This is a genomic window from Shinella sp. GW835-FHT14H05 (genome assembly GCF_058793575.1).
The window spans coordinates 251,840-278,199 of the sequence record NZ_JBXAFY010000005.1 but is presented as its reverse complement, the minus strand read 5'-3'; the positions used below and the strand labels follow the sequence as shown (position 1 = coordinate 278,199).

General features: G+C 64.3%; 26 protein-coding genes. 11 read left to right on the top strand and 15 right to left on the bottom strand.

The window, feature by feature from the left end:
* The first annotated feature begins 14 nt into the window (after positions 1–14).
* Positions 15–1,415, top strand: coding sequence for an MFS transporter (locus AC1Q6Z_RS18040; protein ID WP_492648762.1), 1,401 nt, complete (start codon positions 15–17; stop codon positions 1,413–1,415).
* A 62-nt stretch (positions 1,416–1,477) separates the two neighbouring features.
* Here AC1Q6Z_RS18040 and AC1Q6Z_RS18035 read toward each other — a convergent pair whose 3' ends face one another.
* The 5 genes from AC1Q6Z_RS18035 to AC1Q6Z_RS18015 form a co-directional block, all read right to left on the bottom strand.
* A complete protein-coding gene (locus AC1Q6Z_RS18035; RefSeq protein WP_256119472.1) occupies positions 1,478–1,981 on the bottom strand; it encodes an invasion associated locus B family protein in 504 nt (167 codons plus the stop codon).
* Between the two features lie 330 nt (positions 1,982–2,311).
* Positions 2,312–2,701, bottom strand: a complete 390-nt coding sequence (locus tag AC1Q6Z_RS18030) for a YkvA family protein (RefSeq protein WP_492648761.1) — start codon at positions 2,699–2,701, stop codon at positions 2,312–2,314.
* Between the two features lie 71 nt (positions 2,702–2,772).
* Positions 2,773–3,081, bottom strand: coding sequence for a 4a-hydroxytetrahydrobiopterin dehydratase (locus AC1Q6Z_RS18025; protein ID WP_492648760.1), 309 nt, complete (start codon positions 3,079–3,081; stop codon positions 2,773–2,775).
* A 78-nt stretch (positions 3,082–3,159) separates the two neighbouring features.
* Positions 3,160–3,885 (bottom strand): beta-ketoacyl-ACP reductase, encoded by a 726-nt coding sequence (locus AC1Q6Z_RS18020; protein ID WP_256119475.1) that lies wholly within the window; start codon positions 3,883–3,885, stop codon positions 3,160–3,162.
* 94 nt (positions 3,886–3,979) lie between these two features.
* Positions 3,980–5,161, bottom strand: coding sequence for an acetyl-CoA C-acetyltransferase (locus AC1Q6Z_RS18015; RefSeq protein WP_256119476.1), 1,182 nt, complete (start codon positions 5,159–5,161; stop codon positions 3,980–3,982).
* Positions 5,162–5,453: 292 nt separating this feature from the next.
* Here AC1Q6Z_RS18015 and phaR point away from each other — a divergent pair, with 292 nt between their 5' ends.
* Entirely contained in the window at positions 5,454–6,032 is a 579-nt protein-coding gene (gene phaR, locus AC1Q6Z_RS18010) for a polyhydroxyalkanoate synthesis repressor PhaR (RefSeq protein ID WP_256119477.1), read from the top strand.
* Positions 6,033–6,068: 36 nt separating this feature from the next.
* Here the strand turns inward: phaR and AC1Q6Z_RS18005 are convergent, their stop codons facing one another.
* The 4 genes from AC1Q6Z_RS18005 to mtgA form a co-directional block, all read right to left on the bottom strand.
* A complete protein-coding gene (locus AC1Q6Z_RS18005) occupies positions 6,069–6,476 on the bottom strand; it encodes a hypothetical protein (protein WP_435268305.1) in 408 nt (135 codons plus the stop codon).
* A gap of 167 nt (positions 6,477–6,643) precedes the next feature.
* Positions 6,644–6,829, bottom strand: a complete 186-nt coding sequence (gene rpmF, locus AC1Q6Z_RS18000; RefSeq protein WP_024271259.1) for a 50S ribosomal protein L32 — start codon at positions 6,827–6,829, stop codon at positions 6,644–6,646.
* A gap of 147 nt (positions 6,830–6,976) precedes the next feature.
* Positions 6,977–7,624, bottom strand: coding sequence for a glutathione S-transferase family protein (locus AC1Q6Z_RS17995; RefSeq protein WP_492648759.1), 648 nt, complete (start codon positions 7,622–7,624; stop codon positions 6,977–6,979).
* A 76-nt stretch (positions 7,625–7,700) separates the two neighbouring features.
* Positions 7,701–8,456, bottom strand: coding sequence for a monofunctional biosynthetic peptidoglycan transglycosylase (mtgA, locus tag AC1Q6Z_RS17990; protein WP_439626551.1), 756 nt, complete (start codon positions 8,454–8,456; stop codon positions 7,701–7,703).
* Positions 8,457–8,591: 135 nt separating this feature from the next.
* Between mtgA and AC1Q6Z_RS17985 the strand changes: the two genes are divergently transcribed.
* The 3 genes from AC1Q6Z_RS17985 (at position 8,592) to AC1Q6Z_RS17975 (ending at position 11,328) form a co-directional block, all read left to right on the top strand.
* The gene (locus AC1Q6Z_RS17985; protein ID WP_492648758.1) at positions 8,592–9,509 is read left to right on the top strand and encodes a polyprenyl synthetase family protein; all 918 of its coding nucleotides are present in this window, start codon (positions 8,592–8,594) and stop codon (positions 9,507–9,509) included.
* A gap of 4 nt (positions 9,510–9,513) precedes the next feature.
* Positions 9,514–10,569: a histidinol-phosphate transaminase gene (gene hisC / locus AC1Q6Z_RS17980; RefSeq protein ID WP_492648757.1), complete on the top strand. Its 1,056-nt coding sequence runs from the start codon at positions 9,514–9,516 to the stop codon at positions 10,567–10,569.
* 114 nt (positions 10,570–10,683) lie between these two features.
* A complete protein-coding gene (locus AC1Q6Z_RS17975) occupies positions 10,684–11,328 on the top strand; it encodes a LysE family translocator (protein ID WP_492648756.1) in 645 nt (214 codons plus the stop codon).
* Here the strand turns inward: AC1Q6Z_RS17975 and ispG are convergent, their stop codons facing one another.
* The 6 genes from ispG to AC1Q6Z_RS17945 form a co-directional block, all read right to left on the bottom strand.
* A complete protein-coding gene (gene ispG / locus AC1Q6Z_RS17970; protein WP_492648755.1) occupies positions 11,329–12,582 on the bottom strand; it encodes a flavodoxin-dependent (E)-4-hydroxy-3-methylbut-2-enyl-diphosphate synthase in 1,254 nt (417 codons plus the stop codon).
* Positions 12,583–12,739: 157 nt separating this feature from the next.
* Positions 12,740–13,933, bottom strand: a complete 1,194-nt coding sequence (locus tag AC1Q6Z_RS17965) for an MFS transporter (protein WP_492648754.1) — start codon at positions 13,931–13,933, stop codon at positions 12,740–12,742.
* Between the two features lie 36 nt (positions 13,934–13,969).
* Positions 13,970–14,740 carry a DeoR/GlpR family DNA-binding transcription regulator gene (locus AC1Q6Z_RS17960; RefSeq protein ID WP_492648753.1) on the bottom strand — a complete coding sequence of 257 codons (771 nt, stop codon included), beginning with the start codon at positions 14,738–14,740 and terminating at the stop codon, positions 13,970–13,972.
* A gap of 147 nt (positions 14,741–14,887) precedes the next feature.
* Positions 14,888–15,631: a Bax inhibitor-1/YccA family protein gene (locus AC1Q6Z_RS17955; RefSeq protein WP_256119487.1), complete on the bottom strand. Its 744-nt coding sequence runs from the start codon at positions 15,629–15,631 to the stop codon at positions 14,888–14,890.
* A gap of 192 nt (positions 15,632–15,823) precedes the next feature.
* Complete coding sequence (locus tag AC1Q6Z_RS17950) at positions 15,824–18,376, bottom strand: ABC transporter permease (RefSeq protein ID WP_492648752.1); 2,553 nt, start codon at positions 18,374–18,376, stop codon at positions 15,824–15,826.
* Positions 18,373–19,089, bottom strand: a complete 717-nt coding sequence (locus AC1Q6Z_RS17945; RefSeq protein ID WP_439618057.1) for an ABC transporter ATP-binding protein — start codon at positions 19,087–19,089, stop codon at positions 18,373–18,375. Before AC1Q6Z_RS17945 ends, AC1Q6Z_RS17950 begins: the two co-directional genes overlap by 4 nt.
* A gap of 60 nt (positions 19,090–19,149) precedes the next feature.
* Between AC1Q6Z_RS17945 and AC1Q6Z_RS17940 the strand changes: the two genes are divergently transcribed.
* From AC1Q6Z_RS17940 to fdxA, 6 genes are all read left to right on the top strand, one after another.
* Positions 19,150–19,794 carry an arylesterase gene (locus AC1Q6Z_RS17940; protein WP_439626535.1) on the top strand — a complete coding sequence of 215 codons (645 nt, stop codon included), beginning with the start codon at positions 19,150–19,152 and terminating at the stop codon, positions 19,792–19,794.
* Between the two features lie 81 nt (positions 19,795–19,875).
* Complete coding sequence (thpR, locus tag AC1Q6Z_RS17935) at positions 19,876–20,457, top strand: RNA 2',3'-cyclic phosphodiesterase (protein WP_492648751.1); 582 nt, start codon at positions 19,876–19,878, stop codon at positions 20,455–20,457.
* A gap of 525 nt (positions 20,458–20,982) precedes the next feature.
* A complete protein-coding gene (locus tag AC1Q6Z_RS17930; RefSeq protein WP_492648750.1) occupies positions 20,983–21,915 on the top strand; it encodes a hypothetical protein in 933 nt (310 codons plus the stop codon).
* Between the two features lie 226 nt (positions 21,916–22,141).
* A complete protein-coding gene (locus AC1Q6Z_RS17925) occupies positions 22,142–25,219 on the top strand; it encodes a helicase-related protein (RefSeq protein WP_492648823.1) in 3,078 nt (1,025 codons plus the stop codon).
* 4 nt (positions 25,220–25,223) lie between these two features.
* On the top strand, positions 25,224–25,643 hold the full coding sequence (locus AC1Q6Z_RS17920; RefSeq protein WP_435268317.1) for an RNA-binding S4 domain-containing protein: 420 nt from the start codon (positions 25,224–25,226) through the stop codon (positions 25,641–25,643).
* Positions 25,644–25,834: 191 nt separating this feature from the next.
* The gene (gene fdxA / locus AC1Q6Z_RS17915) at positions 25,835–26,173 is read left to right on the top strand and encodes a ferredoxin FdxA (protein WP_256119494.1); all 339 of its coding nucleotides are present in this window, start codon (positions 25,835–25,837) and stop codon (positions 26,171–26,173) included.
* The last annotated feature ends 187 nt before the right edge of the window (positions 26,174–26,360 follow it).

Sequence of the window (26,360 nt, the reverse complement as noted above, 5' to 3'; positions counted from 1 at the left end):
GCAAGGAGCAGACGATGAACGACATGCAAATCCCAACGGCAAAACGCAGCAGGGCGGGTGCGCTCGCTGGCCTCTCGCTCTGCATCCTTTTGTCCTCGCTCGGCACCAGCATCGCCAATGTCGCCCTGCCGACCCTGGCGGATGTGTTTTCCGCCCCCTTCCAGCAGGTCCAGTGGGTGGTGCTCGCCTATCTTCTGGCCAGCACCGTGTTGATCGCCAGCATAGGCCGTCTCGGCGATCTTCTCGGCCGCCGCCGGCTGCTTCTGGCGGGCCTGGCGCTGTTTTCCGCCGCCTCGGCGCTCTGCGGCCTCGCACCCTCGCTGCCGCTGCTGATTGCTGCCCGTGCCGCTCAGGGGCTTGGCGCCGCCGCCATGATGGCGCTCGCCATGGCCTTCGTCAGTGAAACCGTGTCGAAGGAGCGTATCGGCAGCGTGATGGGCCTGCTCGGCACCATGTCCGCCGTCGGCACGGCGCTTGGCCCCTCGCTGGGCGGGCTGCTGATCAGCGGCTTCGGCTGGCCAGCCATCTTCCTCGTCGCCGTGCCCTTCGGCCTTGTCGCTTTTTTGATGGTCAGGCACTTCCTGCCCGCCGACCGCGGCGCGGCCACGGTCGGCCGCTTCGATCTCCTCGGCACCGGCCTGCTGGCCGCGACCCTCTCGGCCTATGCACTGGCGATGACGGCGGGCCAGGGCCGGCTCGGCGGCGTGAACGCCGCCCTCATCGCCATATCGGCCGTCGGCGCAGCGCTCTTCGTCCTTCGGCAGCGCCGCGCCGCCTTTCCGCTGATCCGGCCGGCCGCCTTTCGTCGCCCGGGTTTTCCCGCGAGCCTCGCGGCCAACGTGCTCGTCGCGACGGTGATCATGGTGACGCTGGTCGTGGGACCGTTCTACCTGTCCCGCACGCTCGGCCTCGGCCCGGCAGAAGTCGGCTTCGTGCTGGCGATCGGTCCCGCGGTTTCCGTGCTGACCGGCTTTCTGGCCGGGCGCCTCGTCGACCGTTTCGGCGCTGCCCCCATGGTCGCCGCCGGGCTTGCCACCATGGCGACAGGCGCCGTGGCCATGCCGGTGTTTTCCGCGCTCGTCGGCCTACCCGGCTATATCGCGGCGATTATCGTGCTGACGCCCGGCTACCAACTGTTCCAGGCCGCCAACAACGCCGCCGTCATGACGGGCATTGCGGCGGATGAACGGGGCGTCACCTCGGGCCTGCTCAACCTGTCGCGCAATCTCGGCCTGATCACCGGCGCCTCGCTGATGGGCACGGTCTTCACGCTGGCCGTCGGCACGAAGGACGTGGCGGGCGCCGGCGGCCCGGCCGTGGAGACGGGCATGCATGTGACATTCGCCGTGGCCGCCGCCCTGCTGCTCGCGGCACTGGCGCTCGCCGCACCCGGCCTGAAACGCGCCGCCGCCTGACAACCGCACAAACAAAAAGGGCCGGCGTGATGCCGGCCCTTTTTGTTTCAGGAGTGGATGCCTCAGCGGCAGCCTTCGATCTGCTTCAGCGCCGCCGAGATGCCGGAGAGCGAATAGGAATAGGCCGTGCCCGTGCCGCGGCGCGATTTCGCCTGCACCTGCATGTCCTTGCCGCTCTTCATGGCATTGACGAGGGCCGGCTCTTCGGCAGCGTTTTCCACCCAGGCCGAGTTGCCCTTGGTGAACATCACGAAGGTGCGGCCGTCAATGACGACGTTGACCTTGGAGTTTTCCTGCAGCGGATAGCCCATCATCGCCTGCGGCTCGTAGCTGATGTTCTGGCCCGGGCGCTGCGAGACGAGGAAGAACACGTCGCCGTGGTCGACGCCGGCCGGGTTCTTTTCCTTCGGCACGGAGAGCACGTAGCAGACCTTGCCGCCGTTCGCCTGGTAGGAATAGGCGCCCCAGGCGTTGAACTGCTGAATGCGCGTCGGCGATTGGGCCGAGGCAACGCCAGCGGTCGCGAGAACGAGGGCGAGTGCGGTTGCGAGCTTTCTTACGAACATGTTTTCCTGCCGGTTGTCTTGCCTGTGGTTTGCCGACCGAAGGCGGCGCCTTCGATGCCGGTGTCGGCCATGCATGATGACGATTTAATTCATTTTGACTTAATTCAGGTTACCAAACCGTCAACAGGGGCCATTTTACTCAGGGTTACCGCGCCGCACCGGGACAAATTTGCGTCGAAATCCCGCCGCTGCCTTCAGAAGAAAGGCGGGCGTCCCCAGTCCCCTTTTGGTGAGATAGAAACCCGTCGAAATCATTTAAGGCACAAGGAATAGGGCAAGAATTTGACTTGCGCTACCGCGGGTGGAGCGACGATCGGCAGGCGGCCGGATTTACCGGGCGTGCTGCCCGTCCGGCTCGTCCGCCATGGCCTTGTCGGCGGCCACATAATGGTCCTCGCGGATATGGCCGCGGATCGCCGCAAAGGCGGCCGTCAGCACGGCGATGTCATCGGAAAAGCCGACCAAAGCGAAGAAATCCGGCACGCCATCAAGCGGCAGCACGAAATAGGCGAGCGCCGCCAACAGAATGCCGCGAACCCGCGTCGGCGTGCGGGAATCCAGCGCGCAGTAGTAGGCGGCCACGAGATCGCGGGAGAACGGAACCTGGCGCATCGCGCGCTTCAGGACCGGCCAGAACCGTCGCTTCACGCGGCTTTCCTGGTGCTCCTGCTCGTCCTCGTCTCCCGGCAGAAGGATCTCGCCGATCTTCACATCATCCATGCATGGCCTCCTTCAGGTGGCAATGCCGGAAAAGCCCGGCGGGAATCATATGGGAATGCCTTCACGCGCCTTCAACTCTTCGTGCGTTCGCCCGCAGCCTTGTCCATCGCGGTCGCGAGCTTCACGTCGAGCTCGGTCAACCCTCCCGCATCATGGTTGGTGAGCCGCACCTCGACGCGGTTATAGACGTTGAACCATTCGGGGTGGTGGTTGAATTTTTCCGCGGCCAGCGCCCCTTCGGTCATGAAGCCGAAGGCCTCGCGAAAGGTCTTGAACTTGTATTTCTTCTCGATGGCGATGCCGTCGTCCGAGCGGGTCCAGCCGTCGAGACCTGCCAGCGCTTCGGAAATCGCCTCTTCGCTCAGTTTTTCCTGTTTCATGGCGCCCTCTCCTTTTTCCAATCCTACCATATGAAAACGGCGCCCGAAGGCGCCGTGTTCCTTGTTCGCGAAAAAGGCTCAGACGAAGAACTGGCCGCCGTTTGCCGAAACGGTGGAGCCGGTGATGAAACCGGCATCGTCCGAGGCGAGGAAGACGACGATGCGGGCGATCTCCTCCGGCTCGCCGAGGCGGCCGACCGGGATCTGCGGGATGATGCGCTCGTTCAGCACCTTTTCCGGAATGGCGCGCACCATTTCCGTGCCGATGTAACCGGGGCAGATGGCGTTGACCGTGATGCCCTTGGCGGCACCCTCCTGGGCGAGGGCCTTGGTGAAACCGAGGTCGCCGGCCTTGGCGGCGGAATAGTTCGCCTGGCCCATCTGGCCCTTCTGGCCGTTGATGGAGGAGATGTTGATGACGCGGCCGAAGCTGCGGTCGCGCATGCCGGTCCAGACCGGATGCGTCATGTTGAAGAGGCCGGTGAGGTTGGTGTTGATGACGGCGCCCCACTGGTCGGGCGTCATCTTGTGGAACATCGCGTCCTTGGTGATGCCGGCATTGTTGACGAGAATGTCCACCGGCCCGAGATCGGCCTCGACCTTGCCGATGCCCTCGACGCAGGCCTCGTAGCTCGCAACATCCCACTTGTAGACCGGGATGCCGGTTTCCGCCTTGAAGGCGTTGGCGGCGTCGTCATTGCCGGCATAGCTCGCAGCCACCTTGTACCCGGCCGCCTTCAGCGCCACCGAAATGGCGGCACCGATGCCCCGCGATCCGCCTGTTACCAATGCTACCCTGCTCATGTGGCTCACTCCCCTTAGTTTGTTTTCGAGTCGACCCGTCGCCCCGTTGCCACGCAGGCGGCGGGTCATGGCAAAGCAGATTGTAAGCTGATGCTTACATGCTCTCTACGCACATCGCCACGCCCATGCCGCCGCCGATGCACAGCGTGGCAAGACCCTTCGAGGCGCCGCGGCGCTTCATCTCGAACAGCAGCGTGTTGAGGATGCGGGCGCCGGACGCGCCGATCGGGTGGCCGATGGCGATCGCGCCGCCGTTGACGTTGACGATCGAGGGATCCCAGCCGAGGTCCTTGTTGACCGCGCAGGCCTGGGCCGCGAAGGCTTCGTTGGCTTCCACGAGGTCGACGTCGCCGATCTTCCAGCCGGCGCGCTCCAGCGCCTTGCGGGACGCCGGGATGGGGCCGGTGCCCATGATCTTCGGATCGACGCCGGCGGTCGCCCAGGAGACGATGCGGGCGAGCGGCTGGATGCCGCGGCGCGAGGCTTCGGCTTCCGACATCAGGAGCGCTGCGGCGGCGCCATCATTGAGGCCGGAGGCGTTGGCGGCGGTCACGGTGCCTTCCTTGTCGAAGGCGGGGCGCAGCTTGCCCATCGAATCGAGCGTCGCGCCATGGCGGATATATTCGTCGGAATCGACCGACACGTCGCCCTTGCGGCCCTTGACGATGAAGGGGACGATCTCGTCCTTGAAGCGGCCTTCCTTCTGGGCGGCCTCGGCCTTGTTCTGCGAGCCGACGGCGAAGACGTCCTGCTCCTCGCGCGAAAGCTGCCACTGCTTGGCGACGTTTTCGGCGGTGATGCCCATGTGGTAGCCGTAGAAGGCGTCGGTCAGACCGTCCTTGATCATCGTGTCGATCATCTTGAAATCGCCCATCTTCACGCCGCCGCGCAGATGCGCGCAATGCGGCGCCATGGACATGGATTCCATGCCGCCGGCAACGATGATGCTGGCGTCACCCGTCGCGATCTGCTGCATGCCGAGCGCGACGGCGCGAAGCCCCGAACCGCAGAGCTGGTTCATGGTCCAGGCGGTCGCTTCCTGCGGAATGCCGGCCTTCATGGCGGCCTGGCGGGCCGGATTCTGGCCTTCGCCGGCCTGCAGCACCTGGCCGAGGATCACCTCGTTCACTTCGCCAGCCGCCACGCCTGCGCGCTCCAGAACCGCCGAAACGACCGTCGCCCCGAGTTCGTGGGCAGGCGTATTGGCGAAAGAGCCGTTGAAGGATCCGACCGCGGTGCGGGCGGCGCTGGCGATGACGATGGATGGGGTGCTCATGGTGGTACGTCCTCAGTTCTATCGACCGGTGGTCGGCCTTGGAACCGGGCTCAACGCGCGAACGACGCGAGCCCGGCGGTTCTCCCGGTATCAAAACTGGCAAAGCGGGAGGGGAGAGTCAAACGGGATATCCGGCGCCGCTAAAATTTCATCAAAGCGACGCGCAGCATAAAAATCCATGTTGCGCAGCATTCCTCGCCGCATCGCACAATTCGATTGTCAGGTCGCGACTTTTTGCGGATACTCGACAGGATCAAAAAAGAAACAGGAACACGGGGATGAGGAGACCCTAATGGCCCGCAACGACGGTCAGATCGTCATCAAGAAATATGCGAACCGCCGCCTCTACAACACCGGCACGAGCACCTATGTGACGCTCGACGATCTCGCGGTCATGGTGAAGAAGGGCGAGGAATTCACCGTGCAGGACGCGAAGTCCGGCGACGACATCACCCATTCCGTGCTGACGCAGATCATCTTCGAGCAGGAATCGAAGACCGGCAACACGCTCCTGCCGATCTCGTTCCTGCGCCAGCTCATCTCCTATTACGGCGACCAGATGCAGATGGTGGTGCCGAGCTATCTCGAGCACTCCATGCAGGCCTTCACCGACCAGCAGTCGCAGATGCGCGAGCAGATCAACAAGACCTTCGGCGATACGCCCCTCGGCAAGAACCTGCAGGTGCCGATGGCGCTGATCGAGGAAACGACGCGGCGCAACACGGAACTGTTCCAGCAGGCGATGAAGATGTTCTCGCCCTTCGCCAATGCCGCGCCGGCGAAAGAGACCCGCAAGGCCGAGCCGAAGGATCTCGACGAGCTGAAGGAACAGCTTCGCGCGCTCCAGACGAAGCTCGATAATCTAAGCTGAGAGAAACGGGCTGGCGCGGGGTCTCCCCGCGCCGCGTCAAAGCCCGATCGAGACGTCGCGGCCGGCCGTTCGGATCGACACGGCAAAGCCCGCGATGACATCGATGAAGGTGATCGTCATCAGGATGAAGAAGATCTGCGTCGCCGCGCCCTGCACCAGCAGGAACTCGACGAGGAAAACTACGAACAGCACCATCGACAGCATGTGATCGAGCAGCGCGCGCGAGCCCGGCCGCGTGGCCTTCAGGATTTCCACGAAGAGCAGCACCAGCGCGATGAAGATGAGCAGGTCGCCGAAGGCCATCGTCCAGGTCGTGCCGGACAGCATGTTGACCGCCAGCACCTCGCTGTCGAGCACGGCGACACCGCCCCCGCCGAACAGGCCGGCCATGGCGACGTTATAGAGGGCGAACGGAATGATCAGCAGCGGGATGGCAAAAAGCATAGGCGACGCTCTCCTCTGGCCGCTCCCTGACGAGCAAGCCTTCCGGCCCTCTTAGCCGAAGTTTCGGCACAAGAAAATGTCGTGCGGGACGGAACGGAGCAAATGGCCTGAAAAGAAAAGGGCCGGACGAGCCGGCCCCTGATCTCAGCTGATGCCGAAAACGCAGATTATGCGCTTTCCTTCGGCGTCAGAACCTGGCGACCGCGGTACATGCCGGTCTTCAGGTCGATGTGGTGCGGACGGCGCAGTTCGCCCGAGTTCTTGTCTTCGACGTAGGTCGAACCCTTCAGAGCGTCTGCGGAACGGCGCATACCGCGCTTGGACGGGCTCGTTTTTCTTTTCGGTACAGCCATTTCACTAACTCCACTTATCGGGCAAACACATCCTCAGGCCACCGGACGGGCGACAGGGACATGTCTTTATCTCGGAAATTGGGCCGGCTTATACACAGCAAAACCCTGCTTGACCAGACCCCGGCCTGATTTTTTCGATTCTCTCGCTCAGGCTTCGTCTTCCGGCACGATCCACGGTTCGGCCAGGGCCGCCGCCTGCCACTTCTGCCAGGCCGGGTGCGCCTTCATGCGCGCCATGTAGGCCCGTACCGTTTCGTCCGTGGTCAGGCGATAGATTTCGAAGCGATTGACCACCGGCGCATACATTGCATCCGCCCCGGAAAAATCGCCGAACAGGAACGGCCCGCCGGAGCGCGCCAGCAGCCCCTTCCAGATCGTCTCGATGCGCGCAACGTCGTCCATGACGCCCTCGGGCAGATCGATTTCCGCCGGCGGGCGGCGGATGTTCATCGGGCAGGCACCGCGCAGCGCGCGAAAACCGGAGAGCATTTCCATCGAGATCGACCGCGCCTCGGCTCGCGCCGTGCGGTCCTTCGGCCAGAGTCCGGCCTCGGGAAAAAGCTCGGCGACATATTCGATGATCGCCAGCGATTCCCAAACCCGCACCGCGCCATGGTGCAGCACCGGCACGCGGCCCGTCGGCGAGATCGGCTTGAATTCGGGGTTGCCGGCGGGAAAATCGAAGGGGATCACATGATCCGTGAAGGCGATGCCCGCCGCTTCCATGGCGATCCACGGCCGGAAGGACCAGGAGGAATAGTTCTTGTTGCCGAGATAGAGGACGAGGTCGGACATGGTCTTGTGGCACTCCGTTCAGGTGCGGCGGACCGTAAGCATTCAGGCAGACAAGCGCCAATGAAAAGGCCTGAAGTCACTCATAAAGGCACTTGATATATTCGCCGGAGCGGGTGGCGCGCCGCTCGATCAACCGGGCGAGCCGTTGCAGGCCGCGGCCCGGTTTACCGGCATTGCGCTCGTAAGGGTTGGGCAACGAAACGGCCAGCAGCGCCGCCTGCCGGCGCGAGAGTTTTGCGGCCGGCACGTTGAAATGATGCTGCGCCGCCGCCTCGATGCCGTAGATGCCCGGACCCCATTCTGCGATGTTGAGATAGATCTCCATCAGCCGCCGCTTGCTCCAGATGAAGTCCGCGGCGACCGCCAGCGGCAGTTCCATCGCCTTGCGCAGGAACGAGCGGCCGTTCCAGAGAAACAGGTTCTTTGCCGTCTGCATCGGGATGGTGCTGGCGCCCCGCGTCTGTTCGCCGGCCAGCGCCTCGTTGACGACAGCGCGCATCTCGCCCCAGTCGACGCCGCCATGGCGGCAGAACTGCCCGTCTTCGGACATCATCACCGCCTGCACGAGATTGGGCGAGATCGCGTCGAACTCCACCCATTGCCGGTCATAGCCGCGAAGGAGCGCCAGATCGCGCAGCATCAGCGTCGAGACCGGGCGGACGAATTCGATCGTGTAGAGCAGGATCAGCACATAGGGTAGCGCGATGAAGGCCAGCACGGCAAGGACGATACGTCGCCAGTTCCGGCGCAGCCGGCTCATCCAACCGTCCCTCTCACCGGCTTCCGCCTCCGTATTGACCGTATCTGCGCGTGTTTCCGGTACGATGTCCAAGAGCCGGCGTCCGTCCTTCCGTCGTTGCGCCTTCATACCGTCCCGGCTCGCCAAAAACCAGTGCGCGCCGCGATTCTTTGAAGCACCCCGGGCATTGCCGTTGCGTCGACCGGGAGCCCATGCCAAAGAGCGGCGATGAGCGAACGTTATCAGGAATTCCAGTCGCACCTCAGGACCAATGCCGAAGCGGTGGAGGCGCTGCTGGCGGCGCTGCTCTCCGGCGCCGTGCAGACGGACGAGATCGCGCGGCCGGAACGCCTGCTCGCTGCCATGCGCCACGCCGTGCTCAACGGCGGCAAGCGCCTGCGTCCCTTCCTGGTCATCGAGACCGCCGCCCTCTTTGCAAATGTCGAACGCGAGACGGCGCTGCGCATCGGCGCGGCACTCGAATGCATTCACTGTTACTCGCTGGTGCATGACGACCTGCCCGCCATGGACGACGACGACCTGCGCCGCGGCCAGCCAACCGTGCACGTCGCCTTCGACGAGGCCGCCGCCATCCTTGCCGGCGACAGCCTGCTGACGCTCGCCTTCGATATCGTCGCAGCCCCGGAAACGCGCCTGCCCGATGCGACCAAGGCGGCGCTGGTGCTGGCGCTGGCGCGTGCTGCCGGCATCGGCGGCATGGCCGGCGGCCAGGCGCTCGATCTTGCTGCGGAGACGGTGGCGCCGGACGAGGACGGCATCGTCACGCTGCAGGCGATGAAGACCGGCGCGCTCTTGCGTTTTGCCTGCGAGGCCGGCGCGATCATCGCGGGCGCCCCGGACGGAGACCGGCTGACGCTGCGCCGCTATGGCGAGACGGTCGGCCTCGCCTTCCAGATCGCCGACGACCTTCTCGACCTCACCGCGGATGCGCAGACGATGGGCAAGGCGACCGGCAAGGATGCCGAACGCGGCAAGGCGACGCTCGTGTCACGCCGCGGCCAGGCCTGGGCCGAAAATCGTCTGCGCGAGCTTGTAACGGAGGCCGAGGCGCTGCTTGCGCCGTTCAGCCATCGGGCCGATATCCTGATCGAAACCGCCCATTTCATCGCAAATCGCAGGAATTGACCTCATGAGCAAATTCTGGTCGCCGATCGTCGCCACGCTCAAGCCCTATGTCGCAGGCGAGCAGCCGCGCATTCAAAACCTCACCAAGCTCAACACCAACGAAAACCCCTACGGCCCCTCGCCCAAGGCGATCGCCGCCATGCAGGCCGCCGTCGCCGACAGCCTGAAGCTCTATCCGGACCCCTCCGCGCTGGCGCTGCGCCAGTCGATCGCCCGCTTCTACGATGTCGACGCGGACCAGGTCTTCGTCGGCAACGGCTCGGACGAGGTGCTGGCGCATGCCTTCGTAGCGCTGCTCAAGCATGAGAAGCCGCTGCTCTATCCGGATATCACCTACAGCTTCTACCCGACCTATTGCCGCCTGTTCGGCATCGAGGCCGTGGAAATCCCGCTGAAGGACGATTTCACCATCGACCTTGCCGACTACGACCGCCCCTGCGGCGCCATCATCCTGCCGAACCCCAACGCCCCCACTGGCATCGGCCTGCCGCTTGCTGCCATCGAGAAGCTGGTGGCCGAACACCCTGACCAGCCCGTGGTGGTCGACGAGGCCTATATCGACTTCGGCGGCGAAAGCGCGGTCCCGCTGACGAAAAAATACGACAACCTGCTCGTCGTGCACACGCTGTCGAAATCCCGCTCGCTCGCCGGCTTGCGCGTCGGTTACGCCATCGGCCAGCGCCCGCTGATCGACGCGCTGGAACGGGTCAAGGACAGTTTCAACTCCTACCCGCTCGACCGCATCGCCCAGGCCGGCGCCGCTGCCGCCGTCGACGACCGCGCATGGTTCGACGAGACCCGGGGCAAGGTCATCGAAACGCGCGAACGCGTCAGCGGCGCGTTGCGCCAGCGCGGCTTCGAGGTCCTGCCGTCGCAGGCAAACTTCGTCTTCGCCCGCCACCCGGCCCACAGCGGCGAAGCGCTCGCCAAGGGCCTGCGCGAACGCGCCGTGCTGGTGCGCCACTTCGCCAAGCCCCGCATCTCGGATTTCCTGCGCATCACCATCGGCACGCCGGAGGAATGCGACCGCCTGATCGCCGCGGTCGAGGAAATCGTCTGAGGCCGCAAGCAAGCCCCCTCTTCCTTACCGGACGAGGGGGACATGTGGTGCAATTCCTCTGCTTGGAGCGCGTGAAACGATCCGTTATCGTCGATCGAAATCCACCGGTGGACCATGACCGATCTCACGCCCTACCTTCCCCAGCTCGCCGTCGCATGGCTCGCCTATTTCATCGCCACGGCTTCGCCGGGGCCGGCGATCATCGCCATCATCGCGACCTCGATCAGCCAGGGCCGGCGGGCGGGGCTGGCGCTCGCCTCGGGCGTGCTGACGGGCTCCTATGTCTGGGCGATCCTGACCGTCTCCGGCCTCTCCGCGCTGATCCGCACCTATGGGCAGGCGCTCATCGTGCTGAAGGTCGTCGGCGGCTGTTACCTGCTCTGGCTCGCCTGGAACGCGTTTCGCGCCGCGCGCAGGAGCGAGGAAGTCTATCGCGCGCAGATGGCGGCGCTTCCGGCCCTGTCGCCGCGCCGGCAGTACCTCAAGGGGCTCGGTATCCACATCACCAATCCGAAGGCGATCTTCAACTGGATCATGCTGACGTCGCTCGGCATGCCGCCGGGCGCGCCGGGCGGCGTTCTGGCGAGTTTCATCGCCGGCTGCATGGTGATCGGGATCGCCGTGTTCCTCGGCTTCGCGCTGGTCTTCTCGCTCGGCCCCGTGCACCGGGCCTATCTGAAGTCGCGCCGCGCCATCGAAGGCGTCATGGCCGCCCTCTTCGCCTTTGCCGGCTTCAAGCTTTTGACGACACGGCTCTAACTACTCAGCGGCAGCCTGCCCCTGCCCGTAGCGCTTCTCGATGTAATCACCGACGAGCGTCTCGAAGTCGCCTGCAATGTTGGTGCCGCGCAGCGTCATCGCCTTCTTGCCGTCGACATAGACGGGCGCGATCGGCAGTTCGCCCGTGCCGGGAAGCGAGATGCCGATATCGGCATGTTTGCTCTCGCCCGGCCCGTTGACGATGCAGCCCATGACCGCAACCTTGAGGCCCTCGACGCCCGGATATTTTTCCCGCCAGACCGGCATGTTCTTGCGAATGTCGTCCTGGATCTTCTGGGCGAGTTCCTGGAAGACCGTCGAGGTGGTGCGCCCGCAACCCGGACAGGCGGCGACGACCGGCAGGAACTGGCGGAAGCCCATGACCTGCAACAGTTCCTGCGCCACCTGCACTTCACGGGTACGGTCGCCGCCGGGCTCGGGCGTCAGCGAGATGCGGATCGTATCGCCGATGCCTTGCTGCATGAGGATGGCGAGCGAGGCGGACGAGGCGACGACGCCCTTGGTGCCCATGCCGGCTTCCGTGAGGCCGAGATGCAGCGCATGGTCGGAGCGCGAGGAGAGCATCGCATAGACGGCGATGAGGTCCTGCACGTTGGAAACCTTGGCCGACAGGATGATGTGGTCGCGCGCCAGGCCGATCTCCTCGGCAAGTTCTGCCGAGAGCAGCGCCGACTGGCAGATCGCCTCGCGCATGACCTGCTGGGCGGTCAGCGGGAAGCCCTTCGCCTGATTGTCGTCCATCAGCCGGGTCAGGAGTTCCTGGTCGAGCGAGCCCCAGTTGACGCCGATGCGCACCGGCTTGTCGTAGCGGATCGCCGTCTCGACGATCGCGCCGAACTGCCGGTCCTTCTTGTCCTTGAAGCCGACATTGCCGGGATTGATGCGGTACTTTGCCAGCGCCTCCGCGCAGGCCGGATGGTCAGCGAGCAGCTTGTGGCCGATATAGTGAAAATCGCCGACGAGCGGCACGTCCAGGCCGAGGCGCAGCAGGCGCTCGCGGATCTTCGGCACTGCGGCCGCACTCTCGTCGCGGTCGACGGTGATGCGCACGATCTCCGAACCGGCGCGATGCAGCGCCGCCACCTGGGCCACCGTACCGTCGATATCCGCCGTATCGGTGTTGGTCATCGACTGCACGACGACTGGCGCGCCGCCGCCGACGAGCACGCCGCCGACATCGACGCCGACGGACCGGCGCCGCGGCTTCGGTTCAAAATCGAAGGAAAAGGACATGGGAGAGCCTCTTGCTCGAAACGTGGCCGCGATCGGCTTGGGCGCGATCGGCTTGAGAACGCGCGGCCTTTGCCCTCAGGTGGATCAGGAAACGGGCCTTGTCAACCTTCAGCGCGGGGACGCGCGACGATTTGATCGCCCCGCGCCCCTCCCGATCTCAACGATGATCGCGCACATCCGCATGCACCGCATGGTGCGCGAGCAGCAGCACGACGATGAACAGTACGGGCATCATGGCGAAGATGATCGCAAAACCCGTATGCTCGGCGATGAAGCCGATCACGGAGGGCGCGAAAAGCGAGCCGGAATAGCCCATCACGGTCGCAACGGAGAGCGCCACGCCCTGCGCGAAGCCCGGCAGGTTGCCGGCGGCGGAAAAGGCGATCGGCACCATGTTGGAAATGCCGACACCGCAGATCGCGAAGCCCGCCATCGCCACATAGGCATTCGGCGCCGTGCCGGCGATCACCATGCCGATCATCGCCATGATCGTGCAGAAACGCAGCGTCTTCACCGCGCCAAAACGGTCGCGCACATGGTCGCCGGCAAAGCGCATGACGGCCATGGTGAGCGAGAAGGCCCCGAAGGCGAAGCCGGAGAGCCCCAGCGTCGCGCCGAGCTCGTCGCGCATGTAGAGCGCGCCCCAATCGAGGATCGCGCCTTCCGGCACCATGGAAAACAGCGCCATCAGGCCGATCAGCCAGGGCAGCAGCGTCGTCGGCAGGCGCACCTTCTGGCGCTCGTCGTTCGGATGCGGCGCATCGTGCAGCACGAACGGCCAGATGACGAGAAGGGCCGCGGCGCCGATCACGGTGAGCAGGCCCGCATGCCCCATGACGCCGAGCGCCTCGATGAGGAAACCGCCGGTCGCCGCGCCGATGAAGGCGCCGAGGCTCCAGAAGGCGTGGCAGGACGACATGATGGCGCGCCGCATCGACTTCTCCACCTCGACGGCGTTGCCGTTCATCGCAACGTCCATCGCCCCCATCAGCCCGCCGAAAAAGAAGATGGCGACGGCGCCGACCGGGATGTTCGGGGCGATCGAGAGCAGCAGCATGGTCGACAGAAACAGGATCGTCGCCCCCTTCACCGTGCGCGTCGTGCCGAAATGGGCGATCAGGAAGCCGGCGATCGGCATCAGGACGAGCGAGCCGATGCCGAAGAACATGATCATCAGCCCGAGCCCGGATTCGGAGAGCCCCAGGCGCGTGGCGAATTCCGGGATCTTCGTCGCCCAGGCGCCGGCAAAGGTGCCGTTCAGAAGGAAGAGGCCGGAAACGGCGAGCCGCGCGGGCGGAAAATAGGTCTTGGCGAAGGATTTGCCTTCGAGGGCACTTTCGGGCGTCGTCATGGGAATTCCATTTCAGGGAAGCTGGTCGGGCGGCGCTCAGCCGGCCCGTATGATGTCGATGCCGGCCGCGGCAAAGGCTGCGGCCTCCGTCTCGTCCGCATCCGCCTCGATCACGGCGCGCGCCACCCGCGACAGCGGCACGACCGAATAGGGGGCTGCGGTGGAAAGCTTGTCGTTCGTGACGGAGATCATCACCGTCCCGCTGCGCGAGGTGAGGAAGCGCTTGAATTCGGCATCCTCGAACGAGTAGCAGGTGACACCCGCTTCCCGCTCGATGCCGCAGACGCCGAGCACGAGGATGTCCGGCCGCAGCGCTTCGGCATCGCGCATCGCCTTGGCGCCGACGACCCCGCCGACGCGCGGATCGACCAGGCCACCGAGCTGGATGGTAGGTATGTCGCGTTCGAGAAGAGCGGCGGCGATGGCCGGCGCATTGGTGGCGACCGTCAGGGCGGCACCGGCGGGCAGAGCGCGCGCGAGGGCGAGATTGGTGCTGCCGGCGTCGAGGAAAACATTCGATCCCGCGGGAAGGAGCCCGGCGGCCGTGCGCGCCAGGGCGGCCTTGCTGTCGCCCGCAATCCCGATGCGCTCGCTCATCGAGGTCAGCGACTGGGAAATGCGCAGCGCCCCGCCATAGACCCGGCGGCAGAGGCCGGACGCGGCCATCTCGCGCAGGTCCCGCCGGATCGTGTCTTCCGACACGCCAAGCTCCAGCGCCAGCTCCGCCGCGATCACCCGCCCCGAAAGGTCGAGCCGCGTGCGGATCAGGTCCTGCCGTTCCCCGAGGAGTAGTTCCTGTCCTGACATCATCCGTCCAAATCATGCATGATTGCGTGACAATGCGCACAAATCGGCAAAGCATTCAAGGAGGAGGCGTTCACGTTTGATGACCGGCACAAACAAAAACCCCGCCGTTTCCGGCGGGGTTTTGTCGATCAGCTTATCCAGCCTGCTTTATTCGCGGTTGCCCAGGAAGCGCAGCAGGAACAGGAAGAGGTTGATGAAGTCGAGGTAGAGCGTGAGCGCGCCCATAATGGCCTTGCGGCCGGCCACGACGTCATCGTCCGCGTCAAAGTACATTTCCTTGATCTTCTGGGTATCCCAGGCGGTGAGGCCGGCGAAGACCAGCACGCCGATCGCGGAGATCGCGAAGTCGAGCGCGGACGACTGCAGGAACAGGTTGACGAGCGAGGCGATGATCAGGCCGAACAAGCCCATGATCAGGAACGAGCCCATCGCGGAAAGGTCCCGCTTCGTCGTGTAGCCGAACAGCGACAGTGCGCCGAAGGCGGCGGCGGAGACGAAGAAGGTCTGCGCGATGCTGGCGCCGGTGTAGATCAGGAAGATCGACGACAGCGACAGGCCCATCAGGCCGGCATAGATCCAGAAGGTCGTCTGCGCGGCGCTAACGCTCATCGTGTGGATGCGGAAGCTCAGGAAGAATACCAGCGCGAGCGGCGCCAGCATCACGACCCACTTCAGCGGGCTCACATAGATCGCCTGGCCGAAGGCGGTCAGCTGGCCATCGGCGAAGGCTGCCTGCGAGGCGCCGAACGCCACGAGGCCGGTGATCGCGAGACCCAGCGCCATCAGGTTGTAGACCCGGAGCATATAGGTGCGCAGGCCCTGGTCGATGACGGCGCCGGCCTGGGCACCGGCATTCGCCGTTCGGGTCTGGTAGTTGCGGAGATCAGCCATGTTGTCCTCTTGGTTCAAGCCCCATGTCCTATACGGTGTCGGTCTCCCGGTTATTCGCTCCGATCGTTCGGGGCGCGCTTGCGGGGTCCAGGCAACCGCTGCGGGGCTCCAGCTTGCCTGTGGTAAATATGAGCATGAATTGTGTCTCGCACAAGACCCGCGACCCCAACGGGAACGCGGGTCCTGCCAGCGTCAAAGTTCGCGCAGCACCGGCGCCGCCTTCTGTCCCAGAATGCGCCAGGTGCCGGCAAGGCCGATGCCGACGGTCATCACCAGCGCGGTCACCACCGTCATGACGGCGACATCCGGCAGGAAGCTCGACGGCAGCGTCATGATCCGGCTCACCACGAACCAGGCCGCCACCCCGCCGGCAAAGAGCGCGAAGACCGCGGTGGCAAGCCCCAGCATCAGGTATTCGTAGCTGAAGGCGCGGATCAGCGTCGCGCGCGTGGCGCCCAGCGTCTTCAGCACCACGGCATCGTGCACACGCGCCCGGTTGCCGGCCGCAAGTGCGCCGGCAAGCACGAGGATCGAAGCGATGAGCGCCACGGCTGCCGCCGCGCGGATCGCCGTCGCGAGCTGTCCGACCAGCTCGTTGACAACGTCGAGCGCATCCTTGACGCGCACGCTGGTGATCGTCGGGAAGGCATTGGTGACCGCCTTCAGCGTCGCGGATTCCTGTTCGGCGGTGGCGCCCGGATCGATCATCGTCGCCAGCCACGCATGCGGCGCGCCGGCAAAGGTGTTCGGCGAGAAGACCATGACGAAGTTGATCGACAGCGATTCCCACTCGACATTGCGGAAATTGGCGATGCGCGCCGTGATGTTGCGGCCGAGCACGTTGACGGTGATCTTGTCGCCGATCTTGAGGCCGAGCTCACGGCCCTCTTCCGCCGCGAAGGAGACGAGCGGCTCGCCGGAATAATCCTCCGCCCACCATTGCCCCTCCGACAGCGTGGAATTTTCCGGCGTGCGCTTGGCATAGGTGATGCCGCGGTCGCCGCGCAGCACCCATTGGCCTTCCGGCGGCACCTTGACCTTCGCTACGTCGACGCCGTTCAACTCCATGACGCGGCCGCGCAGCATCGGCACCTCGACGATCTTGCCATCCGGCATGTTCGCCTTCAGAACGTCGCGGAACCCGTCGAGCTCGGTGCCCTGGATATCGACGAAGAAGAAGTTCGGTGCGCGTTCGGGCAGGTTGCCGGTGAGTTCGCGGCGCAGGTTGCCGTCGATCAGCGTCAGCGTGACGAGCAGCGCCAGACCGAGACCAAGCGACAGCACGACGGAGGACGTAAGCGCGCCGGGGCGGTGGATGTTGCCGACCGCCAACCGCAGAGCCGGCGAATTGACGCGCGGGCTGCGTTTCGCCAGGTCCGTGATCAGCATGGCGACGAGGCGCAGCACGACGAAGGCGAAGGCGATCGCGCCCAGGAAGACGAACGCGATGTAGCGGTCGTAAGCCGTGAAGATCGCCAGCCCCGCAAGTGCTGCGAGGAAGACGGCCGCGCCCAGCACATAGGGCCAGCTCGGCAGGCGGCCGGCCTCGAAACCCTGCTCGCGGAACAGCGCCGTCGCCGGCACCTCGCGGGCGTGGCCGAGCGGCATGATGGCGAAAGCAAGCGCCGTCAGCAGGCCGAAGACGGCGGCCAGCAGCAGCGCCGAAGGATAGAGTGTCGCCTCCGCCGGCACCGGCAGCACGCCTTCGAGGAACTGCATCGCCACCATCGGCATCAGGGCGCCTGCGACGAGGCCGATCATGATGCCGACCAGGGCGATCAGCGCAATCTGCATGAGATAGACCAGCGCCACCAGCGAGGCGGGCGCGCCGAGGCATTTGAAGGTCGCGATGACCGAGCGCTTGGAATCGAGATAGGCGCGCACCGCATTCGCCACGCCGACGCCGCCGACGATCAGCGCCGTCAGGCCGACGAGCGTCAGGAACTGCGAGAAACGGGTGATGTTGGCGGTAAGCGACGGGGCCGCACTGTTCGAGGTGCGGATCGACCAGCCGGCCGTCGGGAAGGCCTTGTTGGCGTCCGTCCGGACCTTCGCGAGGGACAGATCGGCATCGGCAAGCCGCACGCGATAGGCGTTTTCGACGAGGCTGCCGGTCTGTACCAGGCCGCTCGCCTGAAGGGCCTCTTCGGACAGCATCAGGCGCGGCGCGAACCCAAAACCTTCCGAGACGGCATCGGGCTCGCGTACCAGCGTCGCCGTCACCTTCAGCCGCGCGGTCCCGAGCAGGATTTCGTCGCCAACGGCGATGCCGAGCCGGTCGAGCAGCAGGGGCGCAACGACGGCGCCATAGGCCTCGCCCTCCTTGGCAAAGAGCGCGGAGGAGGGTTGCTGCGGGCTGGTTTCCAGCGTTCCGTAAAGCGGATAGGCGCCATCGACGCCCTTCGCCTCGACCAGCGTCTGGTCGGACCCATCCGGCAGGCGCGCCATGGAGCGCAGCGCCGATGACAGGGAGACGTCGCCTAGCCCCTGAAAGTGTTTCAGTTCTTCCGGCGTGGCGAAGCGGTTGTTGAACTCGAAGCGCACGTCGCCGGCCAGCAGGCTTTGCCCCTGCGAGGCAATCGCCTGCGTGATGGCACTCGATACCGAATTGACGCCGGCGATCGCCGCCGTTCCGAGCGCGATACAGGCGAGGAAGATGTAGAAACCCTTGAGGCCGCCGCGCATTTCGCGCGTCGCAAGGCGCAGCGCCAGCGGGACCTGCCGGAGGACCTTGCCGATCCTCATGCCGGCACCGCCGCGGCAACGGCTGCGCGGGCGGGTGCGGCGCCGGACACGATCTCGCCGGAGCGCATGGCGACCTGGCGGCCGCAGCGGGCGGCGAGCGACGGATCGTGCGTCACCAGGAGCAACGTCATGCCGCGCTCGGCCTGTTTGGAGAACAGCAGGTCGGCGATCTGCCGGCCGGTCTCGGTGTCGAGATTGCCGGTCGGCTCGTCGGCGATCAGCAGTTTTGGCGAGGGGGCGAGCGCACGGGCGATCGCCACGCGCTGCTGCTCGCCGCCGGAAAGCTGGCCGGGATAGTGCGACAGGCGCTCGCCGAGCCCGACCGCCGTCAGTTCCTGCCGGGCGATCTCGAAGGCATTGCGCACATTGGCGAGTTCCAGCGGCACCGCGACGTTTTCCAGCGCCGTCATGTTGGGAATGAGGTGGAAGGACTGGAAGACGATGCCGATATTGCGGCCGCGGAAATCGGCCACCTGGTCCTCGTTCATCCGGTGCAGCGGCGCCCCGTCGATATGGATTTCCCCGCCGTCCAGCCGTTCGAGACCGGCGAGCACCATCAGCAATGTCGACTTGCCGGAACCGGACGGGCCGACGATGCCGACCGATTCACCCGCATCGATGGCAAGGCCGATTCCCTTCAGCACATGGACCGAGGCGGCCGCCCGGCCGAGGGTGAGATCGGCATTTTTGAGATCGATGATGGTTTTGGCCAAGGAATTCTGCCCTATATGTTCTTCTAACAACTGGAATGCCAGCAATCTAGGAACACCAATATGGCGTTTAAAGCGACTCTCGGATTTTTCGCCGCGCTTGCGATCACAGCTTTGTTATCCGCGGGCGCCGCGCGGGCCGAGCCCGTCAAGCTCGTCGGTTTCGGCGATAGCCTCATGGCCGGCTACCAGCTTCCCGCCGCGGACGCCTTTCCGGTGAAGCTGCAGGCGGCGTTGCGCGAGAAGGGCTACGAGGTCGAGATCGCCAATGCCGGCGTCTCCGGCGACACCAGCTCGGGCGGGCTTGCCCGGCTCGACTGGTCGATCCCGGACGGCACCAAGGGCGTGATCCTCGAACTCGGCGCCAATGACGCGCTACGCGGGATTGCACCGGAAGAGACGGAAAAGAACCTCGACGCCATGCTGACCCGCCTCAAGGAACGCGGCATCGCGGTGCTGCTCGCCGGCATGATGGCGCCGCCGAATATGGGCCCCGAATATGGCGAGCGCTTCAACGGCATCTACCAGCGGCTGGCGCAGAAACACGGCGCGACGCTCTACCCGTTCTTCCTCGACGGGGTCGTGACCAAGGCGAACCTGCAATTGGAAGACGGCATGCACCCCAATACCGAGGGCGTGGACGTCATGGTCCAGACGATGCTTCCGACAGCGGAGACTTTCCTTAAATCCATCACGGCAGGGGAGTAGTTTTCGCGGGTGCGAAATAAGGGTTGCGCAAAAAACGGTTGCGTGATTCGCTGATGTCACATTCCAGTAGGGAGAAGTCGCATGCCGAGACTTTTCGTAGCCCTCGAAGTGCCGCGCAACGCGGCCATGAGCCTCTCGCTTCTGAGAGGCGGCCTTCCCGGAGCCCGCTGGATAGACGTCGAGAACTTCCACATAACCCTGCGTTTCATCGGCGATATCGACGGCCGCACTGCCGACGAGGTGGTCGACAGGCTCGACCGCATCGAGCGCCCGGAATTCCAGCTGGCGCTTTCCGGCATCGGCTCCTTCGGCTCGAAGAAGCCCCATTCGGTCTTCGCCGGCGTCACGCAGGCACCGGAAATGTACGCCCTCCAGGGGGAAATCGAGCGCATCTGCCAGCGCCTCGGCCTGCCCGCAGATCCGCGCAAGTTCACGCCGCACGTCACGCTCGCGCGCCTGCGAAACTCCCGTCCCGAAGAGGTCGCCCACTACCTCACCGGCCGCGGAAACTTCCACACCAGCGCCTTCACCGTGAACCGCTTCGTGCTGATGTCCTCGAAGGAATCCGTCGGCGGCGGGCCTTACCTCACGGAGGAAATCTTCCCCCTCTACGAATCGGGCGGGAGCTGGGACGGGGCGGAATTGCACGACCATCCGGTTTGAGCGGTCTATGAATGTCAAAAAAAGCTGGGGTATGAACCCCAGCAAATTAGGTTTATCGGAATGATGAGAGCGACTTATGTCGCTATCGTCTAGCGGCTGCGATAATGGCCGCAAACGAATTCAAAGCGACCAAAACGGAAGCGCATATAGGCATTGATCCATACCATAGCGTTTTCCTCTTTTCAGGAAGCGGGCCTTGAAAAGAGGCGACAGAAGTGCGATTCTTCGATTGCTATGGTCAAAGAAATCGCGAGGCCTTGCCGCCTCTTATCGATTGCTTGGTCATCTAAGCCGCCTTTCCCGTTGCAGCGGGTCTGGCGGCTTTTCATTAGTCTCCCCTCTGATGCCAATGGCCAGAGCGCGAGGGGCTATACAACTTTGGCATCCATACCAGTCGACCTTTGTTGGCGGCGATTCGCATCAGCATAATGACTCGTCTCGCGATATCGTTCAAGACGTGGAGTAACCACTATTGCTAAAAATGACTTCTATCGTATTCTATGACTGAGAAACCAAGAGGTCACCATGTCGAATGTCCCGCCGAGCAAGCCAATTCGCAGTCCGTCGTATCCAAGCATGTCTTTAAAAGACGCGGTGGATGCGGTCGAAAAAATCGAGCGCCCCTATCGATCCTCCGCCATCGACAGGACACAAGCTGCTAAACTCATTGGCTATTCTGGCTTGAGTGGGCCGGCGAACAAAGCACTCGCTGCACTAGCATCTTTTGGTCTTCTAGAGCGTGCCGGAAAAGGAGAGACGCGAGTTACTCCACGTTCCAGGGCGATCTTGCACGCGAGTAACGACCGAGAGAGAATTGACAACCTGTTAGCCGCGGCTTCGGAGCCGGATTTGTTCCGCGAATTGCGTGAGCGATTTGATGGTATTCCAATTCCGCCGATAGAAGGAGTCATCACTTATCTTAACAGGCAGGGATTTAACCCAACTGCTGTTCGGCCCGCCGCTCGCGCCTTTCTCGATACCATGTCGTTTGTCGAGGAACTAAGTAAGAGCGGAAGTCAAGAAACCAAGAAAAATGAAGACGTGAACGCTTTTAAATCAAAAGGAGAAAGCATCGAGAATTCTTTTGGCGGCGCGGCGGTCGGCGATCTTGTCCAGTGGGAGTCTCAAGGTGCTCTTCAGTTCCCCAAGCCGTTGCGCGTCCGCTTTGTATCGGAAGATGGGAATTGGGTTGCGGTAGATGGGAGTCAGACAGGTATCCCAATGAACGAAATTCTCGTTGAAGCTAAAGGGTCAATTCAACACGCTCCACCAATAATTCCCTTTCAAGCGGAAGAAACGGCGCCGGCACCTGAATCTGGTGAGGTCGAATGGATGCGAAATCGTTTAGGCAGCGAGACGAATGTGAGACTCCTAGTTAAAGGAGTAATAGGCCCAAAAGAGATAGGAAAATTAATCCGGTTACTCGAAGCGCAGAAGCTGGTCCTAGAAGAAGACTAATAGCGAGCATAAGTCCACCACTTGGAACAAACCCTGAATCCGCCCGAGTCAGCGATTCGTCGCCGATTCGTTCCGCGACTGTTCCAATAAGCCTGCGAACGACCGGGAAAAGCGCTCACTTTCGCCTTGCCCCTTGCCATTGCCGCCCCCGATGGGCATCTGTTGCCTGCCGGACGTGTCCGGCCGATGTTGAAACCTGCCGGGACGTGACTTGTCGCAAGCACCCATGATCTTGAGCGGCCGCGGGGTCACCGCGGTGCTCGGCCCGACCAATACGGGCAAGACCCACTACGCAATCGAGCGCATGGTGGCACATGAGACGGGCGTTATCGGCCTGCCTCTGCGCCTGCTCGCGCGCGAAGTCTATACGCGTCTTGTCGACAAGGTCGGGCAGCACAATGTGGCGCTCGTCACGGGCGAAGAGAAGATCACGCCGCATATGGCGCGCTATTCGGTCTGCACCGTGGAGGCCATGCCGCGCGAGACGCGCGCCTCCTTCGTCGCGATCGACGAGGTGCAGCTTGCCGGCGATCTCGAACGCGGCCACATCTTCACCGACAGGGTGCTGCATCTGAGGGGTCGCGACGAAACGCTGCTGCTCGGTGCCGCCACCATGAAGCCGATCCTGGAGCAGCTCCTGCCCGGCATCCATGTGATCGAGCGCCCGCGCCTGTCGCAGCTCTTCTATGCCGGCTCCAAGAAGATCACACGCCTGCCGCAGCGCACCGCCATTGTCGCCTTTTCGGCGGACGAGGTCTATGCGATCGCCGAGCTCATCCGCCGCCAGCGCGGCGGTGCCGCCGTCGTGCTCGGCGCGCTCTCGCCACGCACCCGCAACGCCCAGGTGGCGCTCTACCAGGAAGGCGACGTCGAATATCTGGTCGCCACCGACGCGATCGGCATGGGCCTGAATCTCGACGTCGACCATGTCGCCTTCGCGCAGGACCGCAAGTTCGACGGTTACCAGTTCCGCAACCTCAACCCCGCCGAACTGGCCCAGATCGCCGGCCGCGCCGGCCGGCATCTTCGCGACGGCACCTTTGGCGTGACGGGCCGCGTCGATCCGTTCGACGACGAGCTGGTCAAGCGCATCGAGACGCACCAGTTCGATCCGGTCCGCGTGCTGCAATGGCGCACCACCCGCTTCGACTATTCCTCCTTGCAGGCGCTGCGCCAGTCGCTCGACGCGCCGCCGCCGATCGGCGGGCTGACGCGCGCACTGCCGGCCGTCGACCAGCAGGCGCTGGAACATCTGAGCCGCTACCCGGACGTCCGCGAGCTCGCGACCGCCCCCGAGCGCGTGCAGAAACTCTGGGAGGCCTGCGCGCTTCCCGACTACCGCCGCATCGCGCCCGCCCAGCACGCAGACCTCATTTCCACCCTCTATGCGGATCTGGTAAGACGTGGCACGGTTAACGAAGACTTCATGGCCGATCAGGTGCGCCGCGCCGACAGAACCGATGGCGAAATCGACACGCTTTCGGCGCGAATCGCCCAGATAAGGACATGGACCTATGTGTCGAATCGGCCCGGATGGCTTGCCGATCCGACACACTGGCAGGAAAAGACGCGGGAAATCGAAGACCGATTGTCCGATGCGTTACATGATAGGTTGACGAAACGCTTTGTTGATCGCAGGACATCTGTGCTCATGAAGCGCCTGAGAGAGAATGCGATGCTGGAAGCTGAAATCAGTGTGAATGGCGATGTCTTCGTAGAAGGACATCATGTCGGGCAGTTGGCCGGTTTCCGGTTCACGCTCGTCTCCGGAACGGAAGGTCCCGATGCGAAGGCCGTGCAGACGGCTGCGCAGAAGGCGCTTGCGCTGGAGTTCGAGGCTCGCGCCGCGCGCCTGCATGCCGCCGGCAATGCCGATCTCGCGCTCGGCTCCGACGGCACCGTGCGCTGGCTCGGCGATCCCGTCGCCCGGCTGTCGCCGAGCGACCACGTCATGCGTCCGCGCGTCATCCTGCTCTCCGATGAGCAGTTGACCGGCAATGCGCGCGACCACGTCGCCGCCCGCATCGAGCGTTTCGTGAACCACCACATCGCGACCGTGCTGAAGCCGCTCGACGATCTTTCGCGCGCGGAAGATCTCCAGGGCCTCGCCAAGGGTCTCGCCTTCCAGCTCGTCGAGAACCTCGGCGTGCTCTTCCGCCGTGACGTCGCGGAAGACGTGAAGTCGCTCGACCAGGAAGCCCGCGCCTCGATCCGCAAACACGGCATCCGCTTCGGCGCCTACCACATCTTCATGCCGGCGCTCTTGAAGCCCGCACCGGCCGAACTCATCACGCTGCTCTGGGCGCTGAAGAACGACGGCCTCGACAAGCCGGGTTATGGCGATCTCATCCCGGTGCTGGCCGCCGGCCGCACCTCGGTCGTCACCGATCCGAGCTACGAGCGCGCCTTCTACAAGCTCGCCGGCTTCCGGTTCCTCGGCAAGCGCGCCGTGCGCATCGACATCCTGGAGCGCCTGGCCGACCTCATCCGCCCGCTCCTGCAGTGGAAGCCGGGCACGACGCGTCCGGACGGCGCCTATGACGGCCGCCGCTTCATGGCGACGACCGCCATGCTCTCCATCCTCGGCGCGACGCCGGACGACATGGAAGAAATCCTGAAGGGCCTCGGCTACCGTGCCGACAGCCTGAAGGCGGAAGAGGTCGCAGCCTTCCTCACCGCGCAGGCACCCGCTGCCGCGACGGCTGTCGAGGCAACGGCCGATGCGCCTGCCGAAACCTCCGACGAGCACGACGCCGACGCGGCGGATGCCGAGGGCGAAGCCGCAGCCGCGGAAGCACCGGCAGCCGAAACCGCCGAGGCACCGGCCGCTGTGGAAGCGACCGCGGAAGAAGTAGCCGTCGTCGACGGCGAACCGGTCGAAGCCAAGCCCGTCCTGCTCTGGCGTCCCGGCTCGCGCCACGACAACCAGCGCCAGGGCGGCCACCGCCACGGCGGTGAGCGCAACAGCGAACGCCAGGGCGATCGCCAGAACCAGGGCGACCGGCAGAACCAGGGTGAGCGCCGCGGCGGCGACCGTCATCGCGGCCAGCCGGCCGGTGGCGAGCGCGGCGAACGGCGTGAAGGCGGCCGCGGCGGCCGTCCCGACCAGGCCAAGGGCCCCCGCGACGGAAAGCCGCAGGGCGGCAACCGTCCGGACCGCGGCGAGCGCAACGACCGTAACGAGCGCGGCGGAAAGCCGCAGCAGGCGAAGTTCGAGGCCCGGCCGCCCCGCAAGGAGAAGCCGATCGACCCGGATTCACCCTTCGCCAAGCTGGCAGCGCTCAAGGAGCAGATGAAGAAGTAAGCCTATGGCACGCGACGAGGAACAGCCGGCAGGTCAGGCGCGACAGCGCATCGACAAGTGGCTGTTCTTCGCGCGGCTGCGGAAATCCCGGTCACTCGCGGCAAAGTCCGTGGAAGCCGGCGATGTCCGCGTCAACGGCGCCCCCGTCCGCCAGCCGTCCCACGCCTTGCGCATCGGCGACGTCGTCACGGTGTCGCTCGACCGCCACGACATGGTGGTCAAGGTGCTCCAGCCCGGCGAGCGCCGCGGACCGTACGAGGAAGCCCGCCTTCTCTACCAGGACATGACGCCGCCGCCCCTGCCGCGCGAGGAACGCTCGCTTTTCGAGCAGGCGACGCGCGAGCGCGGCACCGGCCGACCGACCAAACGGGAGCGCCGCGAAACCGACCGTTTGCAAGGTTTTCCCGGCGACGACGTCGATTAGAATTCTATACCTCGCAAGCGCCCGGCGGCGCATGTATTACGCTTGCAAAGCGCCTCTAAAGCCTTTACCTCAGCCACCGGACGGCCCTCGATGTGCGGGCGGCCTCCTGTCCGGCAAGCCGATCGCGTCATGGGTTCTGCGGTGACGGACCGTCCCGTTGTCGCCGTCTTATGACGATTCTGGAGTAACTCATGACGTATGTCGTGACCGACAATTGCATCCGCTGCAAGTACACGGACTGTGTCGAGGTATGCCCCGTCGACTGTTTCTACGAGGGCGAGAATTTTCTGGTCATCCACCCCGACGAATGCATCGATTGCGGCGTCTGCGAACCGGAATGTCCCGCCGAGGCGATCAAGCCGGATACCGAGCCGGGGCTCGACAAATGGTTGAAGATAAACGCTGATTTCGCCACTGTCTGGCCCAATATCACGATCAAGCGTGATGCCATGCCGGAAGCCAAGGAGATGGACGGCGAAGAGGGCAAGTACGAGAAGTACTTCTCGGCCGAACCGGGCCAGGGCGATTGATCGCCGCGTAAGGCGGCAACCGAAGCTGGGGAAAAAAGCCTGCTCTCATCAAAAGGCGATGGGACAGGCTTGATGACCCATGCGAAGCAAATTATTGATTTCGGCACTTTTTTGTGATAGGGTCTTCTTACTGATCCACATCGCGGCATTTTGCGTGCCCGAACACCACCACGAAAGCAAACGATCC

Bases quoted from the DNA above. Each gene is read 5' to 3' on its own strand.
- AC1Q6Z_RS17950 (WP_492648752.1), bottom strand. From the start codon at position 18,376: ATGAGGATCGGCAAGGTCCTCCGGCAGGTCCCGCTGGCGCTGCGCCTT.
- AC1Q6Z_RS17985 (WP_492648758.1), top strand. From the start codon at position 8,592: ATGAGCGAACGTTATCAGGAATTCCAGTCGCACCTCAGGACCAATGCC.
- AC1Q6Z_RS18025 (WP_492648760.1), bottom strand. From the start codon at position 3,081: ATGAAACAGGAAAAACTGAGCGAAGAGGCGATTTCCGAAGCGCTGGCA.
- AC1Q6Z_RS18020 (WP_256119475.1), bottom strand. From the start codon at position 3,885: ATGAGCAGGGTAGCATTGGTAACAGGCGGATCGCGGGGCATCGGTGCC.
- AC1Q6Z_RS17995 (WP_492648759.1), bottom strand. From the start codon at position 7,624: ATGTCCGACCTCGTCCTCTATCTCGGCAACAAGAACTATTCCTCCTGG.
- thpR (WP_492648751.1), top strand. From the start codon at position 19,876: ATGCCGAGACTTTTCGTAGCCCTCGAAGTGCCGCGCAACGCGGCCATG.
- AC1Q6Z_RS17955 (WP_256119487.1), bottom strand. From the start codon at position 15,631: ATGGCTGATCTCCGCAACTACCAGACCCGAACGGCGAATGCCGGTGCC.
- AC1Q6Z_RS18030 (WP_492648761.1), bottom strand. From the start codon at position 2,701: ATGGATGATGTGAAGATCGGCGAGATCCTTCTGCCGGGAGACGAGGAC.
- AC1Q6Z_RS18005 (WP_435268305.1), bottom strand. From the start codon at position 6,476: ATGCTTTTTGCCATCCCGCTGCTGATCATTCCGTTCGCCCTCTATAAC.
- AC1Q6Z_RS17960 (WP_492648753.1), bottom strand. From the start codon at position 14,740: ATGTCAGGACAGGAACTACTCCTCGGGGAACGGCAGGACCTGATCCGC.
- ispG (WP_492648755.1), bottom strand. From the start codon at position 12,582: ATGTCCTTTTCCTTCGATTTTGAACCGAAGCCGCGGCGCCGGTCCGTC.
- fdxA (WP_256119494.1), top strand. From the start codon at position 25,835: ATGACGTATGTCGTGACCGACAATTGCATCCGCTGCAAGTACACGGAC.
- AC1Q6Z_RS17940 (WP_439626535.1), top strand. From the start codon at position 19,150: ATGGCGTTTAAAGCGACTCTCGGATTTTTCGCCGCGCTTGCGATCACA.
- AC1Q6Z_RS17920 (WP_435268317.1), top strand. From the start codon at position 25,224: ATGGCACGCGACGAGGAACAGCCGGCAGGTCAGGCGCGACAGCGCATC.
- AC1Q6Z_RS17965 (WP_492648754.1), bottom strand. From the start codon at position 13,933: ATGACGACGCCCGAAAGTGCCCTCGAAGGCAAATCCTTCGCCAAGACC.
- hisC (WP_492648757.1), top strand. From the start codon at position 9,514: ATGAGCAAATTCTGGTCGCCGATCGTCGCCACGCTCAAGCCCTATGTC.
- AC1Q6Z_RS17925 (WP_492648823.1), top strand. From the start codon at position 22,142: ATGATCTTGAGCGGCCGCGGGGTCACCGCGGTGCTCGGCCCGACCAAT.
- AC1Q6Z_RS18015 (WP_256119476.1), bottom strand. From the start codon at position 5,161: ATGAGCACCCCATCCATCGTCATCGCCAGCGCCGCCCGCACCGCGGTC.
- phaR (WP_256119477.1), top strand. From the start codon at position 5,454: ATGGCCCGCAACGACGGTCAGATCGTCATCAAGAAATATGCGAACCGC.
- AC1Q6Z_RS18040 (WP_492648762.1), top strand. From the start codon at position 15: ATGAACGACATGCAAATCCCAACGGCAAAACGCAGCAGGGCGGGTGCG.
- AC1Q6Z_RS18035 (WP_256119472.1), bottom strand. From the start codon at position 1,981: ATGTTCGTAAGAAAGCTCGCAACCGCACTCGCCCTCGTTCTCGCGACC.
- AC1Q6Z_RS17975 (WP_492648756.1), top strand. From the start codon at position 10,684: ATGACCGATCTCACGCCCTACCTTCCCCAGCTCGCCGTCGCATGGCTC.
- AC1Q6Z_RS17930 (WP_492648750.1), top strand. From the start codon at position 20,983: ATGTCGAATGTCCCGCCGAGCAAGCCAATTCGCAGTCCGTCGTATCCA.
- rpmF (WP_024271259.1), bottom strand. From the start codon at position 6,829: ATGGCTGTACCGAAAAGAAAAACGAGCCCGTCCAAGCGCGGTATGCGC.